Raw genomic sequence first — 23128 nt, forward strand, 5'->3', positions numbered from 1 at the left:
CCTGCCTTTCGTGCCGTACGGCGGGTGTGCCGGGATTACTTCGTGGACTTCAGACCGATGTTGACGAAGTCGTAGTAGCCGCTGTACGCGTTCGTCGTGTACACGTTGGCGATACGCGAGGAACGCCAGTTCAGGAGTCGCTCGAAGGTGAAGGGCAGGTAGTACGCGCCCTCGGTCACCTTGTGGTTGATCTCCGTGGCGATCTGCGTCTTCTTCGACTCGTCCTGCGCGGTGTTGTACTGGTCGAACAACCCGTCGATCGTCTTGTCCTTGATCATGGCGAAGTTGTTGTTACCGCTCTGCAGGATGTAGTTGCTGTCCCACAGCGGGGCACCGAAGCCCTGGACGGTCGGGAAGTCCGCGCCCCAGCCCATGATGATGATGCCGAGCTTCTTCTTCGCGACGTTCGAGGGGGAGCCGATGATGCCGGAGCTCTGCGAACCGTCGTACTGGTAGATGTCGGCCTGGATGCCGACCTTCTTCAGCGCCGCCTGCAGGGACGTGGCCGTGGCCACCTCCTGCTGCTTGTTGTTGCGGACGGCGATGGTGGTCTTGAACCCGTTCGGCTGACCGCAGGCCTTCAGCGCCTTCTTGGCCAGGTCGTCGTTGCCGGTCTTGTTGGCACCGGAGATCCCGTACGGGTCGTACTTCTGGCCCTCGCCACCGGTGATGGCGGGCGGGAGCATGTTGGTGCCGATGTCACCACCGGCGATCGGGCCACCGCGCGCGGTCTGCAGCGACACGTGGTCGGCCGCGTAGATGACCGCCTTGCGGCACTCGATGTTGTCGAACGGCTTCACGTTCTGCGGGAAGACCGCGTAACGGATGAAGCCGGAGACCGGGTTGTCCAGGTTGGCCTTGTGCTCCTTCAGGGCGATGGTGCGGCCCTGCGGACCCAGACCCGTCTGGCCGGCGTCGATGTCGTAGTCGCCGTTGATCAGACGCTGGTCCATGTCGGACTGGTTCGAGGAGATCGTCAGCGAGATCGTGTCCGGGTACGCCTTGCGCACCGGGTCCGAGGACGCCTTCCAGTTGGTGTTGCGGACCAGCACCAGCTTCTTGCCCGGGCTGTACGACTGGAACTTGTACGGACCGGAGGAGAACGGGTGCAGCGTGTACTTCGCCTTGGTGTCCTTGTCCTGGCGGACCGGGGACGCCGAGACCATGGCGAGGACCTGCTTGAAGTCCGAGTTCGCCGTGGGCAGGTGGAAGACGATCGTCTTGGCGTCGGGCGTGGAGATCGCCTTCAGGCCGAGCTTGTCCTTCGAGGTGTCCTTGTAGGGACCCTTGTAGGTGCCCTTGGGGTCGAGCATCTGCTGGAGGTAGATCGGACCGCCGGACAGCACGTCCTGGGCCCAGACCCGCTCGATGCCGTACTTGATGTCCTGGGAGGTGATGGTCTTGCCGTCCTCCCACGTGATCCCGTCACGCAGGTGGAACGTGTACGTCTTGCCGTCGGCCGAGACCTGTCCCATGTCGGTGGCCAGGTCGGGCGTCAGCTCGGCGCCCGCGGCGCCCGGCTCGGTCTTGAAGGTGAGCAGCTGACGGCTGTAGTAGCGCGAGAAGTCCCACATGAAGCCGTAGTAACCGCGCGTGGTGTCCCAGAAGTCGGCGTCCTGAGCGGAGACGAACTTCAGCTCGCCGCCCTTCTTGACCAGCGAGGCCTGGGCGACCTTGTTGTTCGCCGCGTCGAAGCCGGCGGCGCCGGTCTTCGAACCACCGTCGTCGCTCTTGCCGCCGCCGCACGCTGCCAAGGCCAGCATGCCGGCGACCGCGGCAGCAGCGGCAAACGCCTGCTTACGCCGCCCTGAGGCGCGTTGGGTAGTCACGATCTCGGATCCTCCGGATTTGATGAGAGACCCCGTGTAGATGGCACGGGACGCTTGGGGTAAGGCGGTTCAGCGGGAGCCCTTCGGGTCCAGCGCGTCTCGCACGCCGTCGCCGAAGAGGTTGAAGGCCAGAACGGTGATGAAGATCGCCACGCCGGGGACGACCATGTACATGGGGTCCGAGTCGTAGTAGTCGATCGCGGTGGAGAGCATCTGCCCCCAGGAGGACGTGGGCGGCTTGACGCCCACGCCCAGGAAGCTGAGTGCCGCCTCGGTGAGGATGTTGGTGGGGATCATCATCGTCGTGTACACGATGATCGGCGCGACCAGGTTGGGCAGCAGTTCCTTGAACAGGATGTAGAAGCGCCCGGCACCCAGGGATCGGGCGGCCTCGACGTACTCCCGCTCGCGCATCGAGAGGGTCTGTCCGCGCACCACGCGTCCGATGTACGGCCAGCCGAAGAAGCCGATGACCAGGATCATCACGAAGACCCGCACGCTGGAACCGCTCAGCCCCAGCATTTCGTTCGGCATCACGGAGACCAGCGCGATGATGAAGAGCAGCTGCGGGAAGGCCAGCAGACCGTCCATGACGCGGCTGATCGTCGAGTCGACCCAGCCGCCGAAGAAGCCGGCCAGGATGCCGAGGACGGTGCCGAGCACGACGGCGACGATCGCGGACAGGAAGCCGACGAGCAGCGAGATCCGGGCACCGTAGAGGATCCGCGCGAAGATGTCGCGGCCGTTGACGGGCTCGACGCCGAGCAGGTGGTCGCCGCTGATGCCGCCCAACGACCCCGTGGGGGTGCCGAACAGAGGGTCGATCAGGCTCTCGTGGAAGGTGTCCGGATCCTGCCCGATCAGGTTGGCGATCACTGGGGCGAGGACGGCGACCAGGATGAGGAGGAGCACGACTATGCCGCCCGCGAGGGCGAGCTTGTCGCGCTTGAGGCGCTCCCAGGCGATCCGGCCCAGGGAACGCCCCTGCACGGCCTTGTCGCCGGCGGTGGCAGCCGCCGCTTCTTCGGCCGCGCTCGGGGCCGCTTCCGCGGTCGGCTCGTGCAATGGTGCCGTCATCTGGCAGGGACCCCTCTCAACCGGCGGTAGCCGGCTTGCACTTGCCGCTGGTAGCGGCATGATCGCTCTCTGCTGGGCAGGGTTGAACACCCCATAGGGCGCGAGTCTTCAACGCCGTGGCGACTGGTTGCCAGACTTGGCGGTGAATGGATGCGCAACCGTGATACGAGCAAGGCGTTTCGTTATCCGAACGACGGGTAACGCCTGCCGGACAGGGACAAAGGTGACGCATCACCGCGTCACCTACCCAAAGCCCCTCATCTACGCGCAGAGACTCCCCCCGGAGGCAGGTCTCGCCATTCAATCACCACCGGCAGGCACGTGACCCAGGTCACGCCGCTCGCCCCTCGGCCGGAAGGCGCGAAGGCGGGTGCGGTGAGGGTCAGTAGCCGCCCTGGGCCGGTGGATACCCGTACCCCGTCACCGGCGCGGGCGGCAGCGCCGCGTGGGCCTCGCGGTCGTAGAACGGCCGTGCCGTCGCCCGCATCCACATCACGACCGGGTCGTACTCGTCGGTCATCGCGACCGTCGACACCGGAAGTCCGTCCGGCACCGCCCCGATCGACTGCTGCATCATCCCCCGCACCGAGTCGACGGCCGGCGGCGAGGTGTCGTACACGTCCAGGCCGATCGCGAGGTACGGCGCCCCGAGGGCCGGCTGCACCCAGGCGCGGCGCAGCGAGCGGACCGCGGGGGTGCGGTGGGCGTTCTGCGTGAGCAGGGCGTAGAACTGCGGGACCTCGATGGCCGGTTCGGCGAGCCGCAGCGGGCCGGCCGGCTGACGGTCCAGGCCGGTGGCGATGCGGCGCAGGTCCAGCCAGGGGATGCCGACGCCGCCGCCGGGGGCGTGCGGGTTGAGCCAGAGGCCGAAGTGGTCGGGGTAGAGCGTGCGGGCCACGTCGATGCCGTCGACCACCTCGTACGAGCGGTTCCAGCCGCTCGCGGAGAGCTCCTGGGCCGAGGTCACGCAGGGGGCGTAGCCGTGGCCCTCGACCTCCATGTTCCCGTACTGGGCGTCGGGGGAGCCGGCCTGGCCGTGCCAGAGCAGCATCCAGATCTGGCCGGAGGAGGGCGTGGCGAGGGCGCGGAGGAGTGCCTCGTAGGCGTCGTAGCGCCCGGGGGTTACCTGGCGCAGCATGTGCTCGACCTGTCCGGTCGCCGCGGTGCCGCTGGCGCTCACGTGTTACCGCCCCTTCATCTGGTGCCCCGCGTCTGGAGGGCGCCCCGCGTTTGGAGACAGCTTATGCGCCCAGGGGGCGGGGACTGCCGGTCCGTCGGCGGGTGCGGGTCCGTCGTGGTACTTCGCGCAGTTCCCCGCGCCCCTGACGGGGCACGTTTCAGTGGCCGTACTGGTAGAAGGGCCGGACGTTCTCCCGCATCCAGTGGCCCACCGGGTCGTCCGCCACGTCGAGCAGGACCAGGTTCACCGGCCAGCGCACCGGGGCGCGGCCCAGCGCCTTGCCGAGGGCCTCCAGGGGCAGGGCACGCAAGTCGCCCTCCCACTGGGAGAGTTCGACGCCCACGAACATCACCGGGTCGGCCGTCTCGACCGCGGCGAGGCAGCGGCGGGCCGAGGCGACCACGCCGATCGCCGCGAACTCCGCGGACGCCGCGGCCAGGAAGTCCATCGGGTCGTCCTGCCAGTCCGGTTCGAAGAGGCGGACCCGGCCGCCGGAGGCGGGGCCGTCCAGCACGGTGCGGCCGGCCCGGCAGAGCTGGGCGACCGCCTCCGGCGGCAGCGGGACCCCGACCACTCCCCCGGGGTTCACGGCGATGCCGACCTGCGGGGGCAGCCCGCGGGCGAACTCGACCGCCGGGGCGATCGTGTACGACAGGTGGGAGCCGGCCACCTGACGGAACTGCTCCTCGGAGCTGAAGACCGGCACGTACACCTGGCCCTCGATCTGCGTGGTGGGCAGGTCCAGCGGGCCGCTGTGCGGGCCGCCGCCCTCGGGCAGCGGGATCCACAGGAAGCTCCGGCCCAGTACCTCGATGAGCCGGCCCGCCGCCGCGGGCATGCCGAGGGAGGCCGACAGGACCTCCTCCAGTTCGTTGCCGGGCCACCCGCCGTGCGGGTGGGGGTGCGCCTGTGCCGGGAAGTCCGCGGGAATGTCCGCCGGGAAGTCCATCTGCCTACCGCCTGCTGGAAACCGCTGCTGAGGCTGGAAAGGCTAGCGGGTGACACCGACAAAGCCACCCCACCAGCCGGTTCGGGCCGCCTTCGGGCGCTCAGCGCGCGAAGGCGATCCGGCGCAGTACGTCCGCCGCGTCCCGGTCGAGGAGGACCGCCGAGCCGACGCCCTCGGGCAGCTTCCCCTTCTCCGCCGCGCGCAGCAGCCGCCCGGCCGCCCGGCGGTGGCGCAGGAAGGCGTACCGGGAGACGCCCCGGCCGCGCTCGCGCTGGCCGTCCAGCGCCGTGCCCGGCGTGACGTCGAGGAGCAGCAGGTGCAGGGTGCCGCCGCGGCGGCGGGCCGCCCGGGCCAGCCAGTCCCGCACCCAGGCCTGGGTCCCGCAGTCGTGCACGACCACGCCCTCACCGGTGCCCAGGGCCCGGCGCAGCCCGGCGTAGTGGGCGAGGCGGACCAGCGGGCGGTAGGCGGCGTACGGCAGGAGCCGGGCCAGCCGGGCGTCCCAGCGGTCGCGGGTGTCCTGGGAGTCGATGCGGATGCCCTGGACGGTGCGGTGCATCAGCGTGGACTTGCCGCTGCCGGGCAGCCCGGTGACCACCACCAGGTCCCGGGGGCCGAAGAGCAGGCCGTGCGGGCTGTGCCCGGCGCGGTCGCGCAGATCGCGGACGACCGGTGCGGGGACCTCGCCGCGCCGCTCGCGGGCCGGGGCCGTCGGCTGCTGGGGCAGGGCGATGCCCGTCGTCGTCGCGAATGCCGTGGTCCTTGTCACCGTGACCGTCCTCCCTGGGGGTTCAGGAAAGGTTCTCCCCACTTAACGTAAAGAGAAGGTAATGCACGGTGCCTCGCGGTTCCGTACGCGTTCTGCCACAGGCCCGTCACAGAACGGAGGGGCAGGTCCGGCCTGCCACGGCCCCGGGCGGCGTGCAATGATGTCCGCGCCAACTGCATACCGGCCGCTTGAATCCGCGCGGGAGAGTCCCCAGCCGTCTTCGCTGGGGCGCCGAAGGAGCAAGTCCCTCCCTTGAATCTCTCAGGCCCCGTTACCGCGCGGGCGAGGCACATCTGAAAAGCGGGCCGCTGTGTCAGTGGCTCCACCCAAGGTGCAAGCCGTGATCACGTCCGTGGTCAGGGCGAACCTCTCAGGTTCCGATGACAGATGGGGAGGACAGCCCTCGCCTGTCATGCCCTTGGGACCTTCGGGAGACGACCGACCGATGAGCAGTACCGATTCCTCCGCACCCCGCCGTACCGCGCTCGACGCCCTGCACCGCTCGCTCGGCGCGACCATGACCGACTTCGCCGGCTGGGACATGCCCCTGCGCTACGGCTCCGAGCGCGACGAGCACGTCGCCGTACGGACCCGGGCCGGGCTCTTCGACCTCTCCCACATGGGCGAGATCACCGTGACCGGGCCGCAGGCCGCCGCCCTGCTGAACCACGCCCTGGTCGGCAACATCGCCTCCGTCGGCGTGGGCCGGGCCCGCTACACCATGATCTGCCGCGCCGACGGCGGCATCCTGGACGACCTGATCGTCTACCGGCTGGCCGAGACGGAGGCCGCTGCTTCCGAGTACCTCGTCGTCGCCAACGCCTCCAACGCCCAGGTCGTCCTCGACGCGCTCGTGGAGCGGTCCGCCGGGTTCGACGCCGAGGTCCGCGACGACCGGGACGCGTACGCGCTGCTCGCCGTCCAGGGCCCCGAGTCCCCGGGCATCCTCGCGTCCCTCACCGACGCCGACCTGGACGGCCTGAAGTACTACGCCGGGCTGCCCGGCACCGTCGCCGGCGTCCCGGCGCTGATCGCGCGCACCGGCTACACCGGCGAGGACGGCTTCGAGCTGTTCGTGAAGCCGGAGCACGCGGTGGAGCTGTGGCAGGCGCTGACCAAGGCCGGTTCCGCGGTGGGCCTGGTGCCGTGCGGGCTGTCCTGCCGGGACACGCTGCGGCTGGAGGCGGGCATGCCGCTGTACGGGCACGAGCTCACCACCTCGCTCACCCCCTTCGACGCCGGGCTCGGCCGGGTGGTCAAGTTCGAGAAGGAGGGCGACTTCGTGGGGCGCGCGGCGCTCGCCGAGGCCGCCGCCCGTGCGGAGCAGAACCCGCCGCGGGTGCTCGTCGGCCTGGTCGCCGAGGGCCGCCGGGTGCCGCGCGCCGGATACCAGGTGGTCGCCGGCGGCGAGGTGATCGGCGAGGTCACCTCGGGCGCCCCCTCCCCGACCCTGGGCAGGCCGATCGCCATGGCGTACGTCGACGCGGCGCACTCGGCGCCGGGCACGGCGGGCGTCGGCGTGGACATCCGGGGCAGCCACGAGCCGTACGAGGTCGTGCGGCTGCCGTTCTACAAGCGCCAGAAGTAGCCGGACGCCACCGGACCGGTCCGGAGCCGTCCGGAGCCGGACGGATCCTTCTGGACCCGTCCGGAGCCGACCGCAGCCGACCGCAGCCGACCGCAGCCGACCGCAGCCGACCGGCGTGACCTCGCCCACATCACCGCAGGTCACGCACGTTCCCAGCAGTCCCCCCCTTCACCAGCACTCCCCCGCGTACAGGAGAATTCAGGCCATGAGCAACCCCCAGCAGCTGCGTTACAGCAAGGAGCACGAGTGGCTGACGGCCGCCGAGGACGGCGTGGCGACGGTCGGCATCACGGAGCACGCGGCCAACGCGCTCGGTGACGTCGTCTTCGTCCAGCTCCCGGCGGTCGGCGACACGGTGACCGCGGGCGAGTCCTGCGGCGAGCTGGAGTCGACCAAGTCGGTGTCCGACCTGTACGCGCCGGTCACCGGTGAGATCACCGCGGTCAACGAGGACGTCGTCGACGACCCGTCCCTGGTGAACTCGGCCCCCTTCGAGGGCGGCTGGCTGTTCAAGGTGCGGGTCACGGACGAGCCGGGCGACCTGCTCTCCGCCGACGAGTACACCGCCTTCACCGCCGGCTGAGAGCCGCCGCAGACCCCGGCCTAGGAGTCGTACAACAGATGTCCGCTTTGCATACGCTGAACACGCCCCTGCACGAGCTCGACCCCGAGGTAGCCGCCGCGGTCGACGCCGAACTGGTGCGCCAGCAGTCCACCCTGGAGATGATCGCCTCGGAGAACTTCGCTCCGCTCGCGGTCATGGAGGCGCAGGGCTCGGTCCTCACCAACAAGTACGCCGAGGGCTACCCGGGCCGCCGCTACTACGGCGGCTGCGAGCACGTCGACGTCACCGAGCAGATCGCCATCGACCGGGTGAAGGAGCTGTTCGGCGCCGAGTACGCCAACGTGCAGCCGCACTCCGGTGCCTCCGCCAACCAGGCGGCCCTGTTCGCGCTGGCCCAGCCCGGGGACACCATCCTCGGCCTGGACCTCGCCCACGGCGGTCACCTGACCCACGGCATGCGCCTGAACTTCTCCGGCAAGCAGTTCGACGTGGTCGCCTACCACGTCGACGACGCCGGCCTGGTCGACATGGCCGAGGTGGAGCGGCTGGCCAAGGAGCACCGCCCGAAGGTGATCATCGCGGGCTGGTCGGCGTACCCGCGGCAGCTGGACTTCGCGGAGTTCCGCCGGATCGCCGACGAGGTCGAGGCGTACCTGTGGGTCGACATGGCCCACTTCGCCGGCCTGGTCGCGGCCGGGCTGCACCCGAACCCGGTCCCCTACGCGGACGTGGTCACCTCCACTACCCACAAGACCCTCGGCGGCCCCCGCGGCGGCATCATCCTCGCCAAGCAGGCCTTCGCGAAGAAGCTGAACTCGTCCGTCTTCCCGGGCTTCCAGGGCGGTCCCCTGGAGCACGTGATCGCGGCGAAGGCGGTCTCCTTCAAGGTCGCCGCCTCGGCGGACTTCAAGGAGCGCCAGCGCCGTACGGTGGAGGGTGCGCGGATCCTGGCGGAGCGGCTCACCGCCGCCGACGCCCGCGAGGCCGGCGTGAACGTCCTGTCCGGCGGCACGGACGTGCACCTGATCCTCGTCGACCTGCGCGAGTCCGAGCTGGACGGCCGGCAGGCCGAGGACCGCCTCCACGAGGTCGGCATCACGGTCAACCGCAACGCCGTCCCGAACGACCCGCGGCCCCCGATGGTCACCTCGGGTCTGCGGATCGGCACCCCGGCGCTGGCCACCCGCGGCTTCACGGCCGAGGACTTCGCCGAGGTCGCGGACGTGATCGCCGAGACGCTGAAGCCGTCCTACGACGCGGCGGCCCTCGGGGCCCGGGTCGAGGCACTGACGGCGAAGCACCCGCTTTACCCCGGTCTGAACAAGTAGTTCCCTGGTGGGGGCACCCGACGGCGTGTGCCCCCGCCCTTTTCCAAGGAGTTCCCGTGGCCATCTCGGTCTTCGACCTGTTCTCGATCGGCATCGGCCCGTCGAGCTCCCACACCGTCGGCCCGATGCGCGCGGCCCGGATGTTCGCCCGCCGCCTGCACAACGAGGACCTGCTGCCCTCCGTCGCCTCCATACGCGCCGAGCTGTACGGCTCCCTGGGCGCGACCGGCCACGGCCACGGCACCCCGAAGGCGGTGCTGCTCGGCCTGGAGGGCGCCTCGCCGCGCACGGTGGACGTGGAGACGGCCGACGACCGCATCGAGACGATCAGGACCACGAAGCGCCTGTCCCTGCTCGGCGAGCACGAGATCCCGTTCTCCTTCGACGACGACCTCAAGCTGCACCGCCGCAAGGCGCTTCCCTACCACGCGAACGGCATGACCCTCTGGGCCCACGACGCGTCCGGGGCCGAACTCCTCTCCAAGACGTACTACTCGGTCGGCGGCGGGTTCGTCGTCGACGAGGACGCGGTCGGCGCGGACCGCATCGTGCTGGACGACACGGTCCTGAAGTACCCCTTCCGCACGGGCGACGAGCTGCTGCGCCTGACGAAGGACACGGGTCTGTCGATCTCCGCGCTGATGCTGGAGAACGAGCGGGCCTGGCGCACCGAGGAGCAGATCCGCGAGGGCCTGCTGGACATCTGGCGGGTGATGCAGGCGTGCGTCTCCCGCGGCATGTCCCGCGAGGGCATCCTGCCGGGCGGCCTCCGGGTGAAGCGCCGGGCCGCCGTGACCGCGCGCCAGCTCCGCGCCGAGGGCGACCCGCTGGCCCACGCCATGGAGTGGATCACGCTCTACGCGATGGCCGTGAACGAGGAGAACGCGGCCGGCGGCCGGGTGGTCACCGCCCCCACGAACGGCGCGGCCGGCATCATCCCCGCCGTCCTGCACTACTACATCAACTTCGTGCCCGGCGCCGACGAGGACGGGGTCGTCCGCTTCCTCCTCGCCGCCGGCGCGATCGGCATGCTCTTCAAGGAGAACGCGTCCATCTCCGGCGCCGAGGTCGGCTGCCAGGGCGAGGTCGGCTCGGCCTGCTCGATGGCGGCGGGCGCGCTCGCCGAGGTCCTCGGCGGCTCCCCCGAACAGGTCGAGAACGCGGCCGAGATCGGCATGGAGCACAACCTCGGCCTCACCTGCGACCCGGTCGGCGGCCTCGTCCAGATCCCCTGCATCGAGCGCAACGGCATGGCCGCGGTCAAGGCGGTCACCGCGGCCCGCATGGCCATGCGCGGCGACGGCTCCCACAAGGTGTCCCTCGACAAGGTCATCAAGACCATGAAGGACACGGGCGCCGACATGAGCGTCAAGTACAAGGAGACGGCCCGGGGCGGGCTGGCGGTGAACATCATCGAGTGCTGAGGGACCAGGCCCTGACCAGCACGTTCGTGTCTTTCGGCGCTGTCGGGGCCTTCCCTGCTTACGCGGCGGAAAGTCCCCGGGAAGTCCCTGAGATAGACGTGAAAGTCCCCGAAAAGTCCCCGGGATATCCCCAGAGATCGTGGATGCTCGACGCCCGTGAGCGGTCGCGCACGCGAGTGTTCCACCGGCTCTGGCTGGCGAGTGGGAAGCGATACCCGACTCGGTTCCTTCCCTGCGAGCGCGAAGCCGGCGATGACCAGCGGGCTTCGGTCGAAGCCGGGACCACCGGGACTACCCCCTGCAGGCACAGGGAACAGTCCAGCCCACCGATCTCGACGGACCGGTCACCGGAACATCCCCTCGCGGACGCGGGGAGGGGGGCGCGTTTCGGCGACGCGTGAATCGTGAGTCCGCATTCAGGCAGAGTCTGCAGGTCTCCATGACGGGCAGCAGGGTGCGGACCGATGGCGACTCGGTTGGACCATGGACGCGCGTGTGCGCAGGAGATCGTTGAGCACGCGCACCGGGGACGTCGGGTAAAGGGCCAATCGAGCGTCGAGCGCCGTCTCCCACTGCTCGGTCAGGCCGAGCACGAGGCGTTCACGCATGCCAGGGGTGACGTGGGCGTAGCGCGCCGACACCGAGCCGTCGATGTGGCCTATGCGTTGGTCCATGAGGACCTTCTCGGTGCCGAGGTCCTCCATCACGGTTCGGTGGGTGTGGCGAAGGCCGTGGGGTGTTAGGCCCTTGGCGATCGGGAGCCAGCAAGTGTCAGCCCGGTCGCCGGCTCCGCGTCCTCGGACCGGGACGCCGGGCCAGGGCTCGCCGAGCAGCGGTACGGGGCGGGCCTCCTGCGGTGCCTTTTTCGGATACCAGCCGGAGACCGCTGGGGTGAACAGCCACGTCGCGAAGCCGTTTCGACGCCAGTGGGCAGGGCGCTCCGACACCATGCCGCCCCGCACGAACCCCAGGTCGGCGATAGCCTGCTCTACCTTGACCCGTTTGGCTTCGGTAACGCGATCGGGTTGGTTGAGGACGTTCGACGCCGTGCCGGTGGAGACTTCGGCACGACGAGCGACATCGACGAGCCTTGTGCCCTGGTGGCCGCCGGTGCTACCCGCGCCCTGCCCCCGGAAGACGTAGGTCTTGCCGTGACACGGACAGGGCGTCAACTTCGTGCGTGCGACATGGTTGGCGACCAGGGCCGACAACCAGTCCATCGCGTCGATAGCGCGGTAACTGTCGTCCTTGGGTGGACACCGCACCAACTCGCCCGTGTCAAGTTCGTACAATTGCCACTCGATGCGGATGGAGCGGGGGCGGGCGAACTCCGCCTCCAGGCCGACAATTTCACCCCACCGCATACCGGTGTACCCCTTGAGTACGATGGCGACGAACTCGTCGTCGCGGCCAGAAAGCAGGGAGGCTCTCTCCGCAGTCAGCAGGATGCCGAGAGCGTCGGTGACGACCTTCTCTGGCCCTCGCTCGCGGGAGCGTCCCGCGCGCTTGCCGCGCCCGCGCCGCCTGGCCGCCGGGTTCGACGCGATCAGGCCCTCGTCGATCGCGTCCTCGAAGATCACGTGGAGGGTGGAGCGCCAGGTCTTGACGCTGGAGACCGCGTAGGCGGCCTTCTCCTTCTTCTCCCACAGGTCGACGTCGGTGCGCACAATGCCGGCAAGCTCCTTGTCCTCGAACTCGGGGAGCAGATGCTCCTCGATGTGGCGCTTATAGTTCTGCATCGTCGAGGCCGCCAGGTCCTGGGCTTCATACCAGCGGTTCGCGTACGCGCCGAAGGTCTCACGTCCAATCGACGGATCGCGCCAGTCGCCATGTCTGAATCTGTTCTCGGCGTCGGTCGCGACACGTTGGGCCTCGCCCTCGGTGGCAAACCTGATCGCCTTGCCGCTCTCATCGATGACCGTGAGGTGCTTGCCTGGCGCGATCTTGTACCGACCGCGCCAGTAGTTTCCGCGCCTCTCCGCGAAACCCAACTTCCGTGTACCTCCCCCTGCTCATGGCTTGTGGCTTGCGCGGGCTCGATACGCGATGGACTCGTACCGGATACGACGCGGCGGGCGGGCCTGCAGACGCCCTGTCGTCAAGTCGGCGGCAGGCCGACGAGGCTGGGAGGCGCGGGCTCGAACAGCGGAAGGCCTTGTCGCGGGTACATCGACCGCAGCGCCGCCAGGGGCTCGTGTCGGGCGCTCTTCGTTCAGGCGGACGATCTCGGCAAGATGTTCGGCGGTGAAGCGGTATGCGCGGCCGACGCGGACATGCGGAATGAGGCTGCGCCGGGCGCGATCCTTGACCCACCAGGCAGAGCAGCCGAGGGCTTCGCTGATCTCCTCGGGGCGGTAGAGACGGGGCAAGGCAGCTTCGTCCTTGGTGCTTGGACGGAGGCGCACGAGGGCAGCAGGCATCGAGGAATAATGCAAGGAAAGTGGGTTCCCAACTCGGTAGGGAGAGTGCTCGGTCAGCAGTGCTGGACAGACCTCGTCACGCGCTCAGCCGCTGTAGCAGCGCAGGAAACGAGACACTATGCAGAGCGGTCATCGGAGGGCCTCCTTCGGAGATCCTGAAGCGTCTTCCCCAAGGCTCAGCCGATGACCACTGCTCTATACCCGACACCACCCGCATGCGCTCTCAAACCACCCCATCGGCCACGGCCTCGATAGTCCGCGGTACACCATGTCCATGGACGTGACCGATCTTGCACGACGCTGCCCCAGGTGTCGGTGCTCTGTCGGACACTGTCTCTACGGCGATGCGAGACCCAAGAGAGGTGGCACCAGCCCATGGAGGGGATGGCGCGTGACGGTTCGGTAGAGGTCCTCAAGTACCTGCACAAGCGGCTGCATGACCACTTCCGAACGCTTCACGAACATCGCCAGGCCCTCCGGCCGGCGGCTCCCGTATTTGCGCTGGAGCACAACCTCAGCACTAGCGACTTCGAGTTGCTTCGAGCCGCTGTGCGTGGGGCTGTCGGGCAGGGACTCGATACTCGCTCCCGCACCTGGTGGTTGCCCTTTGTGGTTTACGCAGCTGAGATCGGCTATGAATATGCTGGAGATGAGTATTGGCCACTCCTCGCCCAGAAGACACCGGGATGGGAAAGTGGGCCAGGTTGGAGCGTGACCACCAACCGCCAACGCATAAAGCGGTGGTTCGAGCGATTCGCAGCCGACTACGGCGGGGCTGAACCGAAGGGAGGCTTTGCGGCCAACTTCAACATCATCGCTTGGCCAATCACACACGCCGTCATACCGGCTGATCTCCAACGGCAGTTGGCGCAGCTTTTGTTTGAATCGCGTGCAGTATTGACCGCGGAGCTACTCAGCAATCCCCACGCCCTGGGGGCTTGCCTGGCTTCGCGTACGGGCGGATACAGCGAGCGTTTCCAGATCTTCTGCAGCAACCAGAGTCTTCTCGGTCAGGTGGCAGCAGCAATGCTCTCAGGCGACGACGAGGACTCCCCATATCTAGTGCGATCGACACTCACCCGCCTGGTTGACGACCTGACCAATGAACGTCAGTCACGAACCTGGCTGAACCGAGCCAAGCACTCGGCCAATCTGGTCCGTTCCAGCGGATTTCTCCCCAAGAATTCGGGCATGCGACCCGTGGAACGTGTGCAGCCACTCACGGCTGTCACTAACCCGAAGCTTCTCCTGCGGCTGACAGACGGCGGTTGGCGTCCATATTTGAAGCTACCTGATCTTACGTCACTACAGGTGTTGCAGAATCAAGTTGGTCAGGAACTTCGGAATCTCCGCCCGAAGGTGGAGGGCCGCCGCCAACCGCTTCCCCGCGGGAAACTTCTTTATCCGGGTGAAGTGGCCCTATCCACGTGGCCTCGGCTCGAAATCCCCATCATCCAACTAGAGCGGGGCTCTTCTGTCGTGAACAGCCTCATCGCCGAGCGTTGCTCAATCACGCAAGGACCGTGGTGGGTGTTCCGGAAGCAACCGGGTGGACTGGCCGTTGAGATAAAGAGCAAGGTTGTGCGACCGGGTCACGAATATTGCTTGGTCGGACGACTCGACAGCCAACCGCCCTCGCTGCCATACGCTACTAGTGCGACAGTTCTGGCCGAGGGAGTGCATGCCTTCGAGGTGAAGGTACCGCAAGTTATCGACGAAGCGGAAATATCCCAGCTCGTAGCGGCCAATCTATCGGTGGTGACGGATGTATCGGTGCGGCCCGTCGGGCTCGTTCCCGGGGCCTGGGACGGAGATGGTGCTGTCGAGTGGCTAGCTGGAGAGCCGGCGCTACTCGCCGTGCGATCCAGTCGGGTAACGGAGATGTGCGCAGTAACCGTCGATGGCGGGCTCCCTATTGTGCTCGATTGGCCTGCCGCAAAGCCGGAATTGATCTTTGCTCTTGAGGACCTCGCAGTGGGAACTCACGAGATCGACATTGCGCTATTGACTACGGACAACGATGCGACTATCGCAAGTGGCACATTGGCGATCACGATCCGCGACCCGCACACGAACCTGGATGAAACCACGGAGGGCTCAGGGATCCGGCTGTTTGCCACGCCGGCACGTCCGAAACTGACTGAGCTTTGGAATGGTCAGGCGAGCCTCTCGATCGACGGTCCGCCAAATACGAAAGCGGAACTGGTGATCGTACTGCGAGACGACGCTGGCAATGCACTGGCGCAGGCACATCACACGATCTCGATTCCTTTCAGCGATAGCGCATGGGAAAGGTTGGCGGGCCAGGAACTGCAAAAGAGAAAACTGCTCGCCGCCTACGAGGAGGCGGAGTCATGCGAAGTTACAGTGTCCCGGAGCGGAGTGGGTTTCGCGTCCCTGGTCTGCGAACGTGGCTTCCATCCGCTCCGCTGGGTGCTAACCAAACAGCGCAATGGCAAGCACGAGGCACGTCTGATCGATCGGTCGGACGGAGATGGCACGCAGGTACTCTATTATCCGGTGGAGGATCCCTTGACCGGGGAGAGCCGCGATTCACGTCGCCTAATTTCCGTTCCACCGAGTGGAGGACTGCTACAGGCAGCATCTGGCAATGTGACCGCGGCCATCGTCTTGCCACCCGAGCCAAACCGGCTGCGCCAGAGACCAGGCAACCGCCCGGTCATCCAGTTCACAGAGAATTCACTCTCTGAGATGCAGCAACTCATCTTTGGCCACCGCCGCTGGCTTGACGCCCACGTGCCAGCAGATCCGTTCGCTCATCATCAGCGAGAACAGGTTCTCAACGAGATCACGACTGCCCTTGTGTCCCTCGCCGCCGGAAGCAGGTGGGCTCATTTGGAGCGCAAGCGCGTTCCTGCCAGCACTCGCAAGCCACTGGATGTGCTCGACGAAATGCAGGAACTTGTGGGTCAGGCTCCGAAGCAGCGCGCTACGGCTCAGCAGATTGCCAGCCACCTCTGGCAATGGGCGGACTCACCGGGAGCGTTGAGCGAGGGGTTCGCCAGTGCGATCCGTATCATCGCTGCAGCCAGTGGCATCGATGATCCGCACACCGCCGCAGATTTCTTGCTTCCCCTTGTGACCAGACCTGGCTCTCTCGCAAGTTGGGACGAAATCGAACGGGACCGGCTCTTGGAGTGCGTGCAGCGTTCTCCCGTACTCGTTCGTGCAGCTCGATTCGCTGTGCTCGGGATTGAAGACCTACGAGAGGCGTCGAACCAGTCGGGTGTCGGAGGTAGCTGGTGAACATAACTCCGGTCAGCGGTCGCGATGCCGCTGAACATGCGCTCCGAGCTCTGGGGCTGGATGAGACAGCTACCGACCTGTTCTCGACGGAAGCCATATGCGCCTCGCTGCGCCGCGCGGCTTCGTTCCTGTGTCCGGCGACGCCGCGTCGGCTCGTGGAAGCCGTCCTTGAGGCCATTAAACCGCTCGATGATTCCTCCCTGGTTACTCGCAGCCAGATCGCGGAGCAGTTGGATCTCTTGGTGTCGCTAGGTGACCTGGTCGAACTCCCTCGCCAGCAGGATCGGGGCAGTCGCCTGCTCTACCTGGCTCCTCCCTCGTATGTGGTGAAGGCTCCCGGGCAGTACCTCTTGCTGGGGGTACGCCCCAACGCCGCCCCGCTCGTGGATGAGTCAATGGGCGCGGAGGTGCTGTACGAGGGCCACACGCGGTCCATAGAACTGGACCCGGAGGTGGGTCCTGTCCACATGCGTGCTGCGGGCCTACATGAGATCCGACGTGAACACTGGCTCAAACACCCGAGCGCGGATCCCGCAGCCGCTGTCGTCGTTGCGATGCGTCAGCGTCTGGACCAGGCCGCAGAATCTGGCGATGTCAGCGGTCTGACAATCATCGATCCTGGGACGTCAGTTCACTACTACCGCGGCCGCTGGAGATCACCTGCGGACAGCGACTCCGGCGACTTCGTTGCTCGCCGGCCCCAGGCCTACGGTGCAGACCTGTGGTGCCTTGTTCGGATCGAGCATGGTGTGCCTCGCGCGCTTGTGGATCTGCCAGTTGATTCCTCTGATGCGCCAGCCTGCGACGAAGCGTGGCGCTTCCAGGCAGCCCTCGATGCCGTGATTGGAAACCCGCAGGTGATGCAAGTCCGGCCCGCTACAGGGGCACCCGGGAGCCGAACGATGGACCTGTTCGGACCTGTGCCCGGCTGGACTCAGCGCTACCTCGAACTCGTGGGCACCCCTGTCTCCCGGGCGAGAGGCGCATTGGTCTCGTACCGCGTACCGATCTCGGTGATTGGCAAGATGTCGGCGTTCGTCACTGACATGCTGTGGATGCACGTCAGAGAAGAGGGAGGGGTGGCGTGACAGTGGAAGCGCCAACGATCGCGGAGACGGTCACCAAGATTCAGGCGGCACTTCGGGACTACATCGAGGCGACCTACCACGTGGGGCATCCCACGGTGATCGATCAGCGTCGTGTGCTGCTCGAACAGGAGGGCGTACTGTTCCGAGCGCCCTTCATCGAGAGCACTCCCCGGTATCAGACGGACCGAAGTTTTGGTGATCTCGAACTCGCCGCATCTGCACAAGCGCTCTTCGCCAGGTTGACAACACCCGAGGGTGGCCTGAAGCCACTGTTGTACGACCCGCCCTACACCCACCAAGCTGATGCACTTGAGTGGACGACCCGGGACGGCCTTAGCCTTGCTGTCACTACCGGCACTGGCTCAGGAAAGACGGAGTCGTTTCTCCTGCCAATGCTGGCGAAGCTTGCAGCGGAGGCGGCCAACAAGCCTGAGTCGTTCGCAGCTCCAGCTGTGCGTTCCTTGATTCTCTACCCGATGAACGCGCTGGTGAATGACCAGTTGGGTCGTCTTCGCCTCCTGCTTGGCGATCCGCGCGTCACGGCCCAGTTCAGCGACTGGGCTGGCCGACCAGCACGCTTCGCCCGTTACACCAGCCGAACCCTGTACCCCGGTGTACGGAAGGTCGAGAAGGACCAGGCCCGGCTTCGGTCCATCGAGGACTTCTACGTTCACCTCATCAACCGGGCAGACGACCCTTCGTCGCAGGGGCACCGCGAGGCAGCAGGCCTCATCAACAAACTGCGATCGCGCGGCAAGTGGCCAGCAAAGCCAGATCTGAAGTCCTGGTACGGCGCAAGTGGCTCCCGTTGGAAGAACAAGGATGGCGCGTTCGTCCGTGCCGTCCTTCAGCCCAACGACCCCGAACTCCTGACGCGCCATGAGGTGCTGGGCACACCTCCGGATGTCTTGATTACGAACTACTCAATGCTTGAGTACATGTTGATGCGCCCACTCGAGCGACCCGTGTTCGATGCGACGCGGGCCTGGTTGGCGAACAACCCCGACGAGAAGTTCCTCCTGGTCGTCGATGAGGCCCATCTCTACCGCGGCGCGGCCGGCGCCGAGGTTGCCCTCCTGTTGCGCCGGCTTCGCGCCAGGCTTGGGATTACTCCCGAGCGGCTACAGGTGATCTGTACGAGTGCGAGCTTCGCGAGCCCTGTGTACGCGCGTCAGTTCGCTGCACAGTTGAGCGGCAAGTCCGAGGGCCACTTCAAGACCGTAGAAGGTCGTCTCGCCCTACGGGGACTCGCTGGTCCTGGGAGCCTCCAGGACGCCCAAGCTCTCGCAGCCGTACCGATGCACGATTTCTACGAGGGCGAGGGAGACGAGGCCCGCATCGCCGCCGTTCAGGCGCTTCTGGACTACCGGAAGGTTGCCGTGAAAGAGGGCGCCACGGTCGGCGAACTGCTGCACGATGCTCTCAGCGGATTCGGCCCAATGAACCTGCTCGTCAACGAGACGATGCAGCGGGCACAACCGGTAAATGAGTTGGGCTCGCTCATTTTCCCGACCGTTGAGACGGAGCTTGCTGATAGGGCAGTTTCTTCCCTGGTGGCACTCGGTAGCGCGGCGCGACGGTCGGCGGATGACGCAGGTCTGCTGCCATGTCGCGTGCATGCGTTCTTTCGTGGGCTGCCTGGGCTGTGGGCATGTCTCGACCCCGACTGCCCGGAGGTTGACCGGGAAGCACACCCAGAGCCGGGGCCGGTTGGCAAGCTTTACGACCAACCGCGGGCAACTTGCGGATGTGGTGCACGAGTCTTCGAGTTGTACACCTGCAGGCACTGTGGCTCCGCCTACGCACGGACCTATACCGACGACGTAAGCGAGCCAACGTACCTATGGCATGAGCCGGGGGGATCGTTCGAGTCCGCATCGGGTTCCATCCCCGAACTCCAGGCACTCGATGTACTGCTTGAGGACCCCTCTGATGGCGATGTCGAACCTGCCGACATCGATCTCGTTACCGGCCGGCTCAATCCGGAAGAACTTGGCGCCCGCGTCCGCAGTGTCTTCATTCCTCGGCTTCGAAGGGGAGAAGCCGTCAGGGGTGACGACGACGGCGGTGATGGTGAGGCGGAGGCGAACGGAGAGTTCAAGCCTTGCGGTGTCTGCGGGCAACTCGCCGGGTTCGGCCGTTCGTCGGTACAGGATCACCAGACGAAGGGTGACCAGCCCTTCCAAGCCTTGGTGACACGTCAGCTCGAAGTCCAACCACCGGGTGCCCAGCCGTACACCGACTTTGCGCCGCTGCGCGGTCGCAAGGTGCTGGCGTTCTCCGACTCGCGGCAGGTTGCCGCACGGCTGGCACCCAACCTTCAGAGTTACTCGATGCGCGACGTCATTCGGCCCCTGATCTTGCGCGGGTGGCAGGAACTGGCGAATCAACCGTTCCTGGCGCCGTCGCTCAGCTTGGAGCGTCTGTACGTGGCCGTCATGGTCGGAGCGCGAGTGCTGTCGGTGCGGCTGCGCCCGGAACTACGTCCCATGGAGACGCTCCATGTCGTGGACACGGTCGCGAAGGCAATCGACAAAGGTGCACTCTCGGGTAATCCCGCTGAGTTGGTGCCACTGCTCACCACCGCCAATCCGCCGCAGTCGCTGCTGAGGGCGATGTACGCGACGCTAACGGACAAGTACTACGGGCTGTCGTCCTTGGGCTTGGCATCCCTCCGTGAGCGGGCGAACCTCACCGATACGTTGTTGACGGAACTACCGGACATCGATGGCGTCGCAAGCACCGCCGACACCAAACTTGCCCTTGTACGGTTGTGGCTGGCGCAATGGAACACCCCGACCCGAGGAATCTGGTTCCCGTCGATGACTGAAGGCGACTGGTGGAGGACAAAGGGCGGTGTCAAACAGCACACAGGTAAGTTCCAAGCGGTCGAGCGTTGGCTCGATTCAAAGGCTGCGAAGAAAAAGTTCGCGGACGACTGGCTGCAGACGTTGCTCACGAATTTCTGCGAACCAGTGGCCGGCAAGTTTCGGTTGTTGGCCCAGCACGTTGCCCTGGAACTCGGCGGAATGTGGGGATACTGCGAGCGCTGCCGCTTCACGCAGCGACCGTTTCCCGGAACAACTCGGTGCGTCAACTGCGGGCACGATCGGGTTCGCACTCTAAATCCCGACACTGATCCGGTCTTCCAAGCCCGGAAAGGCTACTACCGCGCCAGTGCGGCCCGGGCTTTGAGTGAACCGCCCGAGCCCCCATTGAGCATTATCGCCGCCGAGCACACGGCGCAGCTCAATGCCGCCCAGTCCGACGCTGTATTCTCCAAAGCGGAAGAACACGAGTTGCTGTTCCAGGATGTCGACCTCGGCTTGACCCGCCAAGGAGAGCAGTCACGCGCCGCCGTCGACGTTCTGTCCTGCACGACCACCATGGAAGTAGGCATCGACATCGGCAGCCTGACCGGCGTCGCGCTGCGCAATATGCCACCATCGCGGGCCAACTACCAGCAGCGCGCAGGACGGGCGGGGCGTCGGGGCAACGCTGTCGCCACTGTACTGGCCTTCGGAAGCGCCGACACACACGACGACCACTACTTCCGTCAACCAGAGCTCATGATCCGCGGCGCAGTCGACGACCCAGTCCTGACGTTGAACAATGACGAAATCGCACGGCGCCACGTCATCGCTTACCTGTTGCAGCGCTATCACCAGGATCGACTGCCAGCAATCGAGCCTGACGAGCAGCCGCAGCTCTTCGAAGTCCTTGGTAAAATCGAGGACTTCGTCGGGACAGTATCTCCTCTGAATCGGACCGATTTGGAAGAGTGGCTGAGGTCCGAGGAAGATAAGCTACGTGAGGAGATTGCATCGTGGCTTCCCGATGAACTGAGCGAGACGGACCGCAGCGCCGTTCTAAGCGGTGTCGTCACGAACACACTCCGCGAGATCGACAAGGCACTTGACCTCGACCTCGACGGGGGCCTGCCAGCTCCCTCCGAGGGCGATGCGGCGCCGGAGCCCGATGACGTGGAGGCAGAGGGCCCCGCCGAAGATAGCGCCGAGGAGCCGAGTGCTCGGCGGAGTCAGACGAACCTGCTTGATCGGCTGCTGTACAAGGGGGTGCTGCCGCGCTATGCGTTTCCGACGGATGTCGTGTCCTTCTACGTCTTCGATCTCGATCGGTCAACACCGTTCAAGGCCGAGTTCCACTATGCGCCCAGTCAGGGACTCCCAGTGGCCCTCAGCCAGTACGCACCTGGCAAAGTGGTGTGGGTTGATAACAAGGAGTGGACCTCCGGTGCCATCTACGCACCGGTCCAAGAGGAACGCTTCCAGGCCTGGCGGGACAAACTGCTGTACTTCGAGTGCCAGGTATGCCACTACGCCAAGCATTTCCCTCACGACCCGGCAGAGCGTGGGAAAGAACGCGACTGTCCAGCCTGCGGCGCCGAGGAAAAATTTGGCAAGGCCAAGAACTGGATGCGACCGCCAGGCTTTGCGCACCCGGCCGATAAAGCGCCGGGCACAAGCCCAGACGACGCGCCGGCCCGCAGTTACGCCACACGCGCCAAACTCATGGCGCCCGGGCCGACCGAGGAGACTGCCTGGCAGCGTGTCACCGATCGCTTGGCACAGACCTACCACCGCGAAACCCTGCTCGTCACCAACACCGGCCCACGCAACGAGGGATACACCTACTGCACGCGCTGCGGACTAATTGAGCCGACTGCGACGGCGACTGGGGTGGTCGTCGGTACGCATAAGAAGCCTTACCCCGATGAAAAGGCCCCGGACTGTCCCGGCACGGCCTCAACACGGGGCCTGGTACTTGGGACTGACTTCATTTCGGATGTACTTCTGGTTCGCTTGAAGGTGGCCTCGCCGATCACATTGAGGCCAGCTCTGCTGTCGACGCACATCGCGCTCCGTACGCTTGCTGAGGCGCTGACGATCGCCGCGACCCAAAAGCTCGATATTGAGGCGACGGAACTACAGGCAGAGTACCGTCCTGCGCTGACTCCCCTCGGTAAAGAAGGCCTTGAGGCCGAGATCTACGTGTACGACACGCTCGCCGGTGGAGCTGGCTTCGCTCGACGGGTAAACGACTACGGAATGGAAATCCTTGAACGGACGCTGAAGCGTCTCGAAGAATGCCCAGCGAACTGCGACGAGTCCTGCTACCGCTGTCTACGCAGCTTCCGTAACCGGTTCGAGCACAGCCTCCTCGACCGGCACGTGGGTGCCAGCCTGCTGCGCTACCTGATCCACGGAACCCCGCCGAGTCTGGACGAGGATCGACTCGAACGATCGGCCGACAAGCTCTACGAGGACCTCAACAGCCGTGGGCTTCACGACATTTCCTTCACTCGAAGGGACAAGATCGACGTTGCGGGAGTTGGAACGGTCACCGCACCTATCTTGGCAAGGCAGGGTGACCAGCGATGGATCTTGGGCGTACACGGCCCGCTAAGCCCTGGGTTGGCGCCAACCGCCGAGTTGCGTGCCGCGCAGCAGTCCGGGGACGTGATGGTCCATCTGATCGACGACATGGTGATCTCTCACAATCTCCCATTTGCCAGCCAGCAGGTATTGCAAACACTGGCCTGAGCAAAATCAGGATCTGGCTCGCCACCGGCGCCGCAGCGCCGGTGGCGGTTCTGTCGCCACCACCCATAACCGGCCTTTGG

The 23128-nt window shown here is 66.2% G+C and carries 14 protein-coding genes and 1 riboswitch; of the genes, 7 read left to right on the forward strand and 7 right to left on the reverse strand.

Translation table 11 applies throughout. The features are described from left to right. Positions 1–35 precede the first annotated feature (35 nt). The 5 genes from AB0D74_RS12340 to AB0D74_RS12360 all read right to left on the reverse strand — a co-directional run bounded on the left by AB0D74_RS12340 (position 36) and on the right by AB0D74_RS12360 (position 5804). Positions 36–1829 carry an ABC transporter substrate-binding protein gene (locus tag AB0D74_RS12340; protein WP_362583893.1) on the reverse strand — a complete coding sequence of 598 codons (1794 nt, stop codon included), beginning with the start codon at positions 1827–1829 and terminating at the stop codon, positions 36–38. Between the two features lie 69 nt (positions 1830–1898). Further along, entirely contained in the window at positions 1899–2906 is a 1008-nt protein-coding gene (locus tag AB0D74_RS12345) for an ABC transporter permease (protein WP_362583896.1), read from the reverse strand. Positions 2907–3288: 382 nt separating this feature from the next. Then, entirely contained in the window at positions 3289–4086 is a 798-nt protein-coding gene (locus AB0D74_RS12350; RefSeq protein ID WP_362583899.1) for an enhanced serine sensitivity protein SseB C-terminal domain-containing protein, read from the reverse strand. A 157-nt stretch (positions 4087–4243) separates the two neighbouring features. After that, positions 4244–5035, reverse strand: a complete 792-nt coding sequence (locus AB0D74_RS12355) for an enhanced serine sensitivity protein SseB (protein WP_362583902.1) — start codon at positions 5033–5035, stop codon at positions 4244–4246. A 100-nt stretch (positions 5036–5135) separates the two neighbouring features. Continuing rightward, on the reverse strand, positions 5136–5804 hold the full coding sequence (locus AB0D74_RS12360) for an AAA family ATPase (protein ID WP_362583904.1): 669 nt from the start codon (positions 5802–5804) through the stop codon (positions 5136–5138). 189 nt (positions 5805–5993) lie between these two features. Continuing rightward, positions 5994–6091, forward strand: a riboswitch (glycine riboswitch). A gap of 158 nt (positions 6092–6249) precedes the next feature. Between AB0D74_RS12360 and gcvT the strand changes: the two genes are divergently transcribed. The 4 genes from gcvT (at position 6250) to AB0D74_RS12380 (ending at position 10709) form a co-directional block, all read left to right on the forward strand. Beyond that, positions 6250–7392 carry a glycine cleavage system aminomethyltransferase GcvT gene (gene gcvT, locus AB0D74_RS12365; protein ID WP_362583907.1) on the forward strand — a complete coding sequence of 381 codons (1143 nt, stop codon included), beginning with the start codon at positions 6250–6252 and terminating at the stop codon, positions 7390–7392. 205 nt (positions 7393–7597) lie between these two features. After that, the gene (gene gcvH, locus AB0D74_RS12370) at positions 7598–7975 is read left to right on the forward strand and encodes a glycine cleavage system protein GcvH (RefSeq protein ID WP_351491106.1); all 378 of its coding nucleotides are present in this window, start codon (positions 7598–7600) and stop codon (positions 7973–7975) included. Positions 7976–8022: 47 nt separating this feature from the next. Next, on the forward strand, positions 8023–9285 hold the full coding sequence (glyA, locus tag AB0D74_RS12375; RefSeq protein ID WP_362584235.1) for a serine hydroxymethyltransferase: 1263 nt from the start codon (positions 8023–8025) through the stop codon (positions 9283–9285). Positions 9286–9341: 56 nt separating this feature from the next. Beyond that, entirely contained in the window at positions 9342–10709 is a 1368-nt protein-coding gene (locus AB0D74_RS12380) for an L-serine ammonia-lyase (protein ID WP_362583911.1), read from the forward strand. Positions 10710–11125: 416 nt separating this feature from the next. Here the strand turns inward: AB0D74_RS12380 and AB0D74_RS12385 are convergent, their stop codons facing one another. Together AB0D74_RS12385 and AB0D74_RS12390 are read right to left on the reverse strand one after the other, a co-directional pair. After that, positions 11126–12700: a LacI family DNA-binding transcriptional regulator gene (locus AB0D74_RS12385; protein WP_362583914.1), complete on the reverse strand. Its 1575-nt coding sequence runs from the start codon at positions 12698–12700 to the stop codon at positions 11126–11128. Between the two features lie 21 nt (positions 12701–12721). Further along, positions 12722–13129: a DNA-binding protein gene (locus AB0D74_RS12390; RefSeq protein ID WP_362583917.1), complete on the reverse strand. Its 408-nt coding sequence runs from the start codon at positions 13127–13129 to the stop codon at positions 12722–12724. Positions 13130–13504: 375 nt separating this feature from the next. Here AB0D74_RS12390 and AB0D74_RS12395 point away from each other — a divergent pair, with 375 nt between their 5' ends. The 3 genes from AB0D74_RS12395 to AB0D74_RS12405 are packed head-to-tail and all read left to right on the forward strand — an operon-like array spanning position 13505 to position 23048. After that, positions 13505–16396 (forward strand): hypothetical protein, encoded by a 2892-nt coding sequence (locus AB0D74_RS12395; RefSeq protein WP_362583919.1) that lies wholly within the window; start codon positions 13505–13507, stop codon positions 16394–16396. Next, on the forward strand, positions 16393–17484 hold the full coding sequence (locus tag AB0D74_RS12400) for a hypothetical protein (RefSeq protein WP_362583922.1): 1092 nt from the start codon (positions 16393–16395) through the stop codon (positions 17482–17484). Before AB0D74_RS12395 ends, AB0D74_RS12400 begins: the two co-directional genes overlap by 4 nt. Continuing rightward, on the forward strand, positions 17481–23048 hold the full coding sequence (locus AB0D74_RS12405; RefSeq protein WP_362583925.1) for a DEAD/DEAH box helicase: 5568 nt from the start codon (positions 17481–17483) through the stop codon (positions 23046–23048). Before AB0D74_RS12400 ends, AB0D74_RS12405 begins: the two co-directional genes overlap by 4 nt. Positions 23049–23128: the final 80 nt, after the last annotated feature.

Source organism: Streptomyces sp. NPDC048278, from assembly GCF_040652195.1.
In the GTDB taxonomy this organism is placed as follows: Bacteria; Actinomycetota; Actinomycetes; order Streptomycetales; family Streptomycetaceae; genus Streptomyces.

Bases quoted from the DNA above. Each gene is read 5' to 3' on its own strand.
- AB0D74_RS12345 (WP_362583896.1), bottom strand. From the start codon at position 2,906: ATGACGGCACCATTGCACGAGCCGACCGCGGAAGCGGCCCCGAGCGCG.
- AB0D74_RS12355 (WP_362583902.1), bottom strand. From the start codon at position 5,035: ATGGACTTCCCGGCGGACATTCCCGCGGACTTCCCGGCACAGGCGCAC.
- gcvT (WP_362583907.1), top strand. From the start codon at position 6,250: ATGAGCAGTACCGATTCCTCCGCACCCCGCCGTACCGCGCTCGACGCC.
- gcvH (WP_351491106.1), top strand. From the start codon at position 7,598: ATGAGCAACCCCCAGCAGCTGCGTTACAGCAAGGAGCACGAGTGGCTG.
- AB0D74_RS12390 (WP_362583917.1), bottom strand. From the start codon at position 13,129: ATGCCTGCTGCCCTCGTGCGCCTCCGTCCAAGCACCAAGGACGAAGCT.
- AB0D74_RS12395 (WP_362583919.1), top strand. From the start codon at position 13,505: ATGGAGGGGATGGCGCGTGACGGTTCGGTAGAGGTCCTCAAGTACCTG.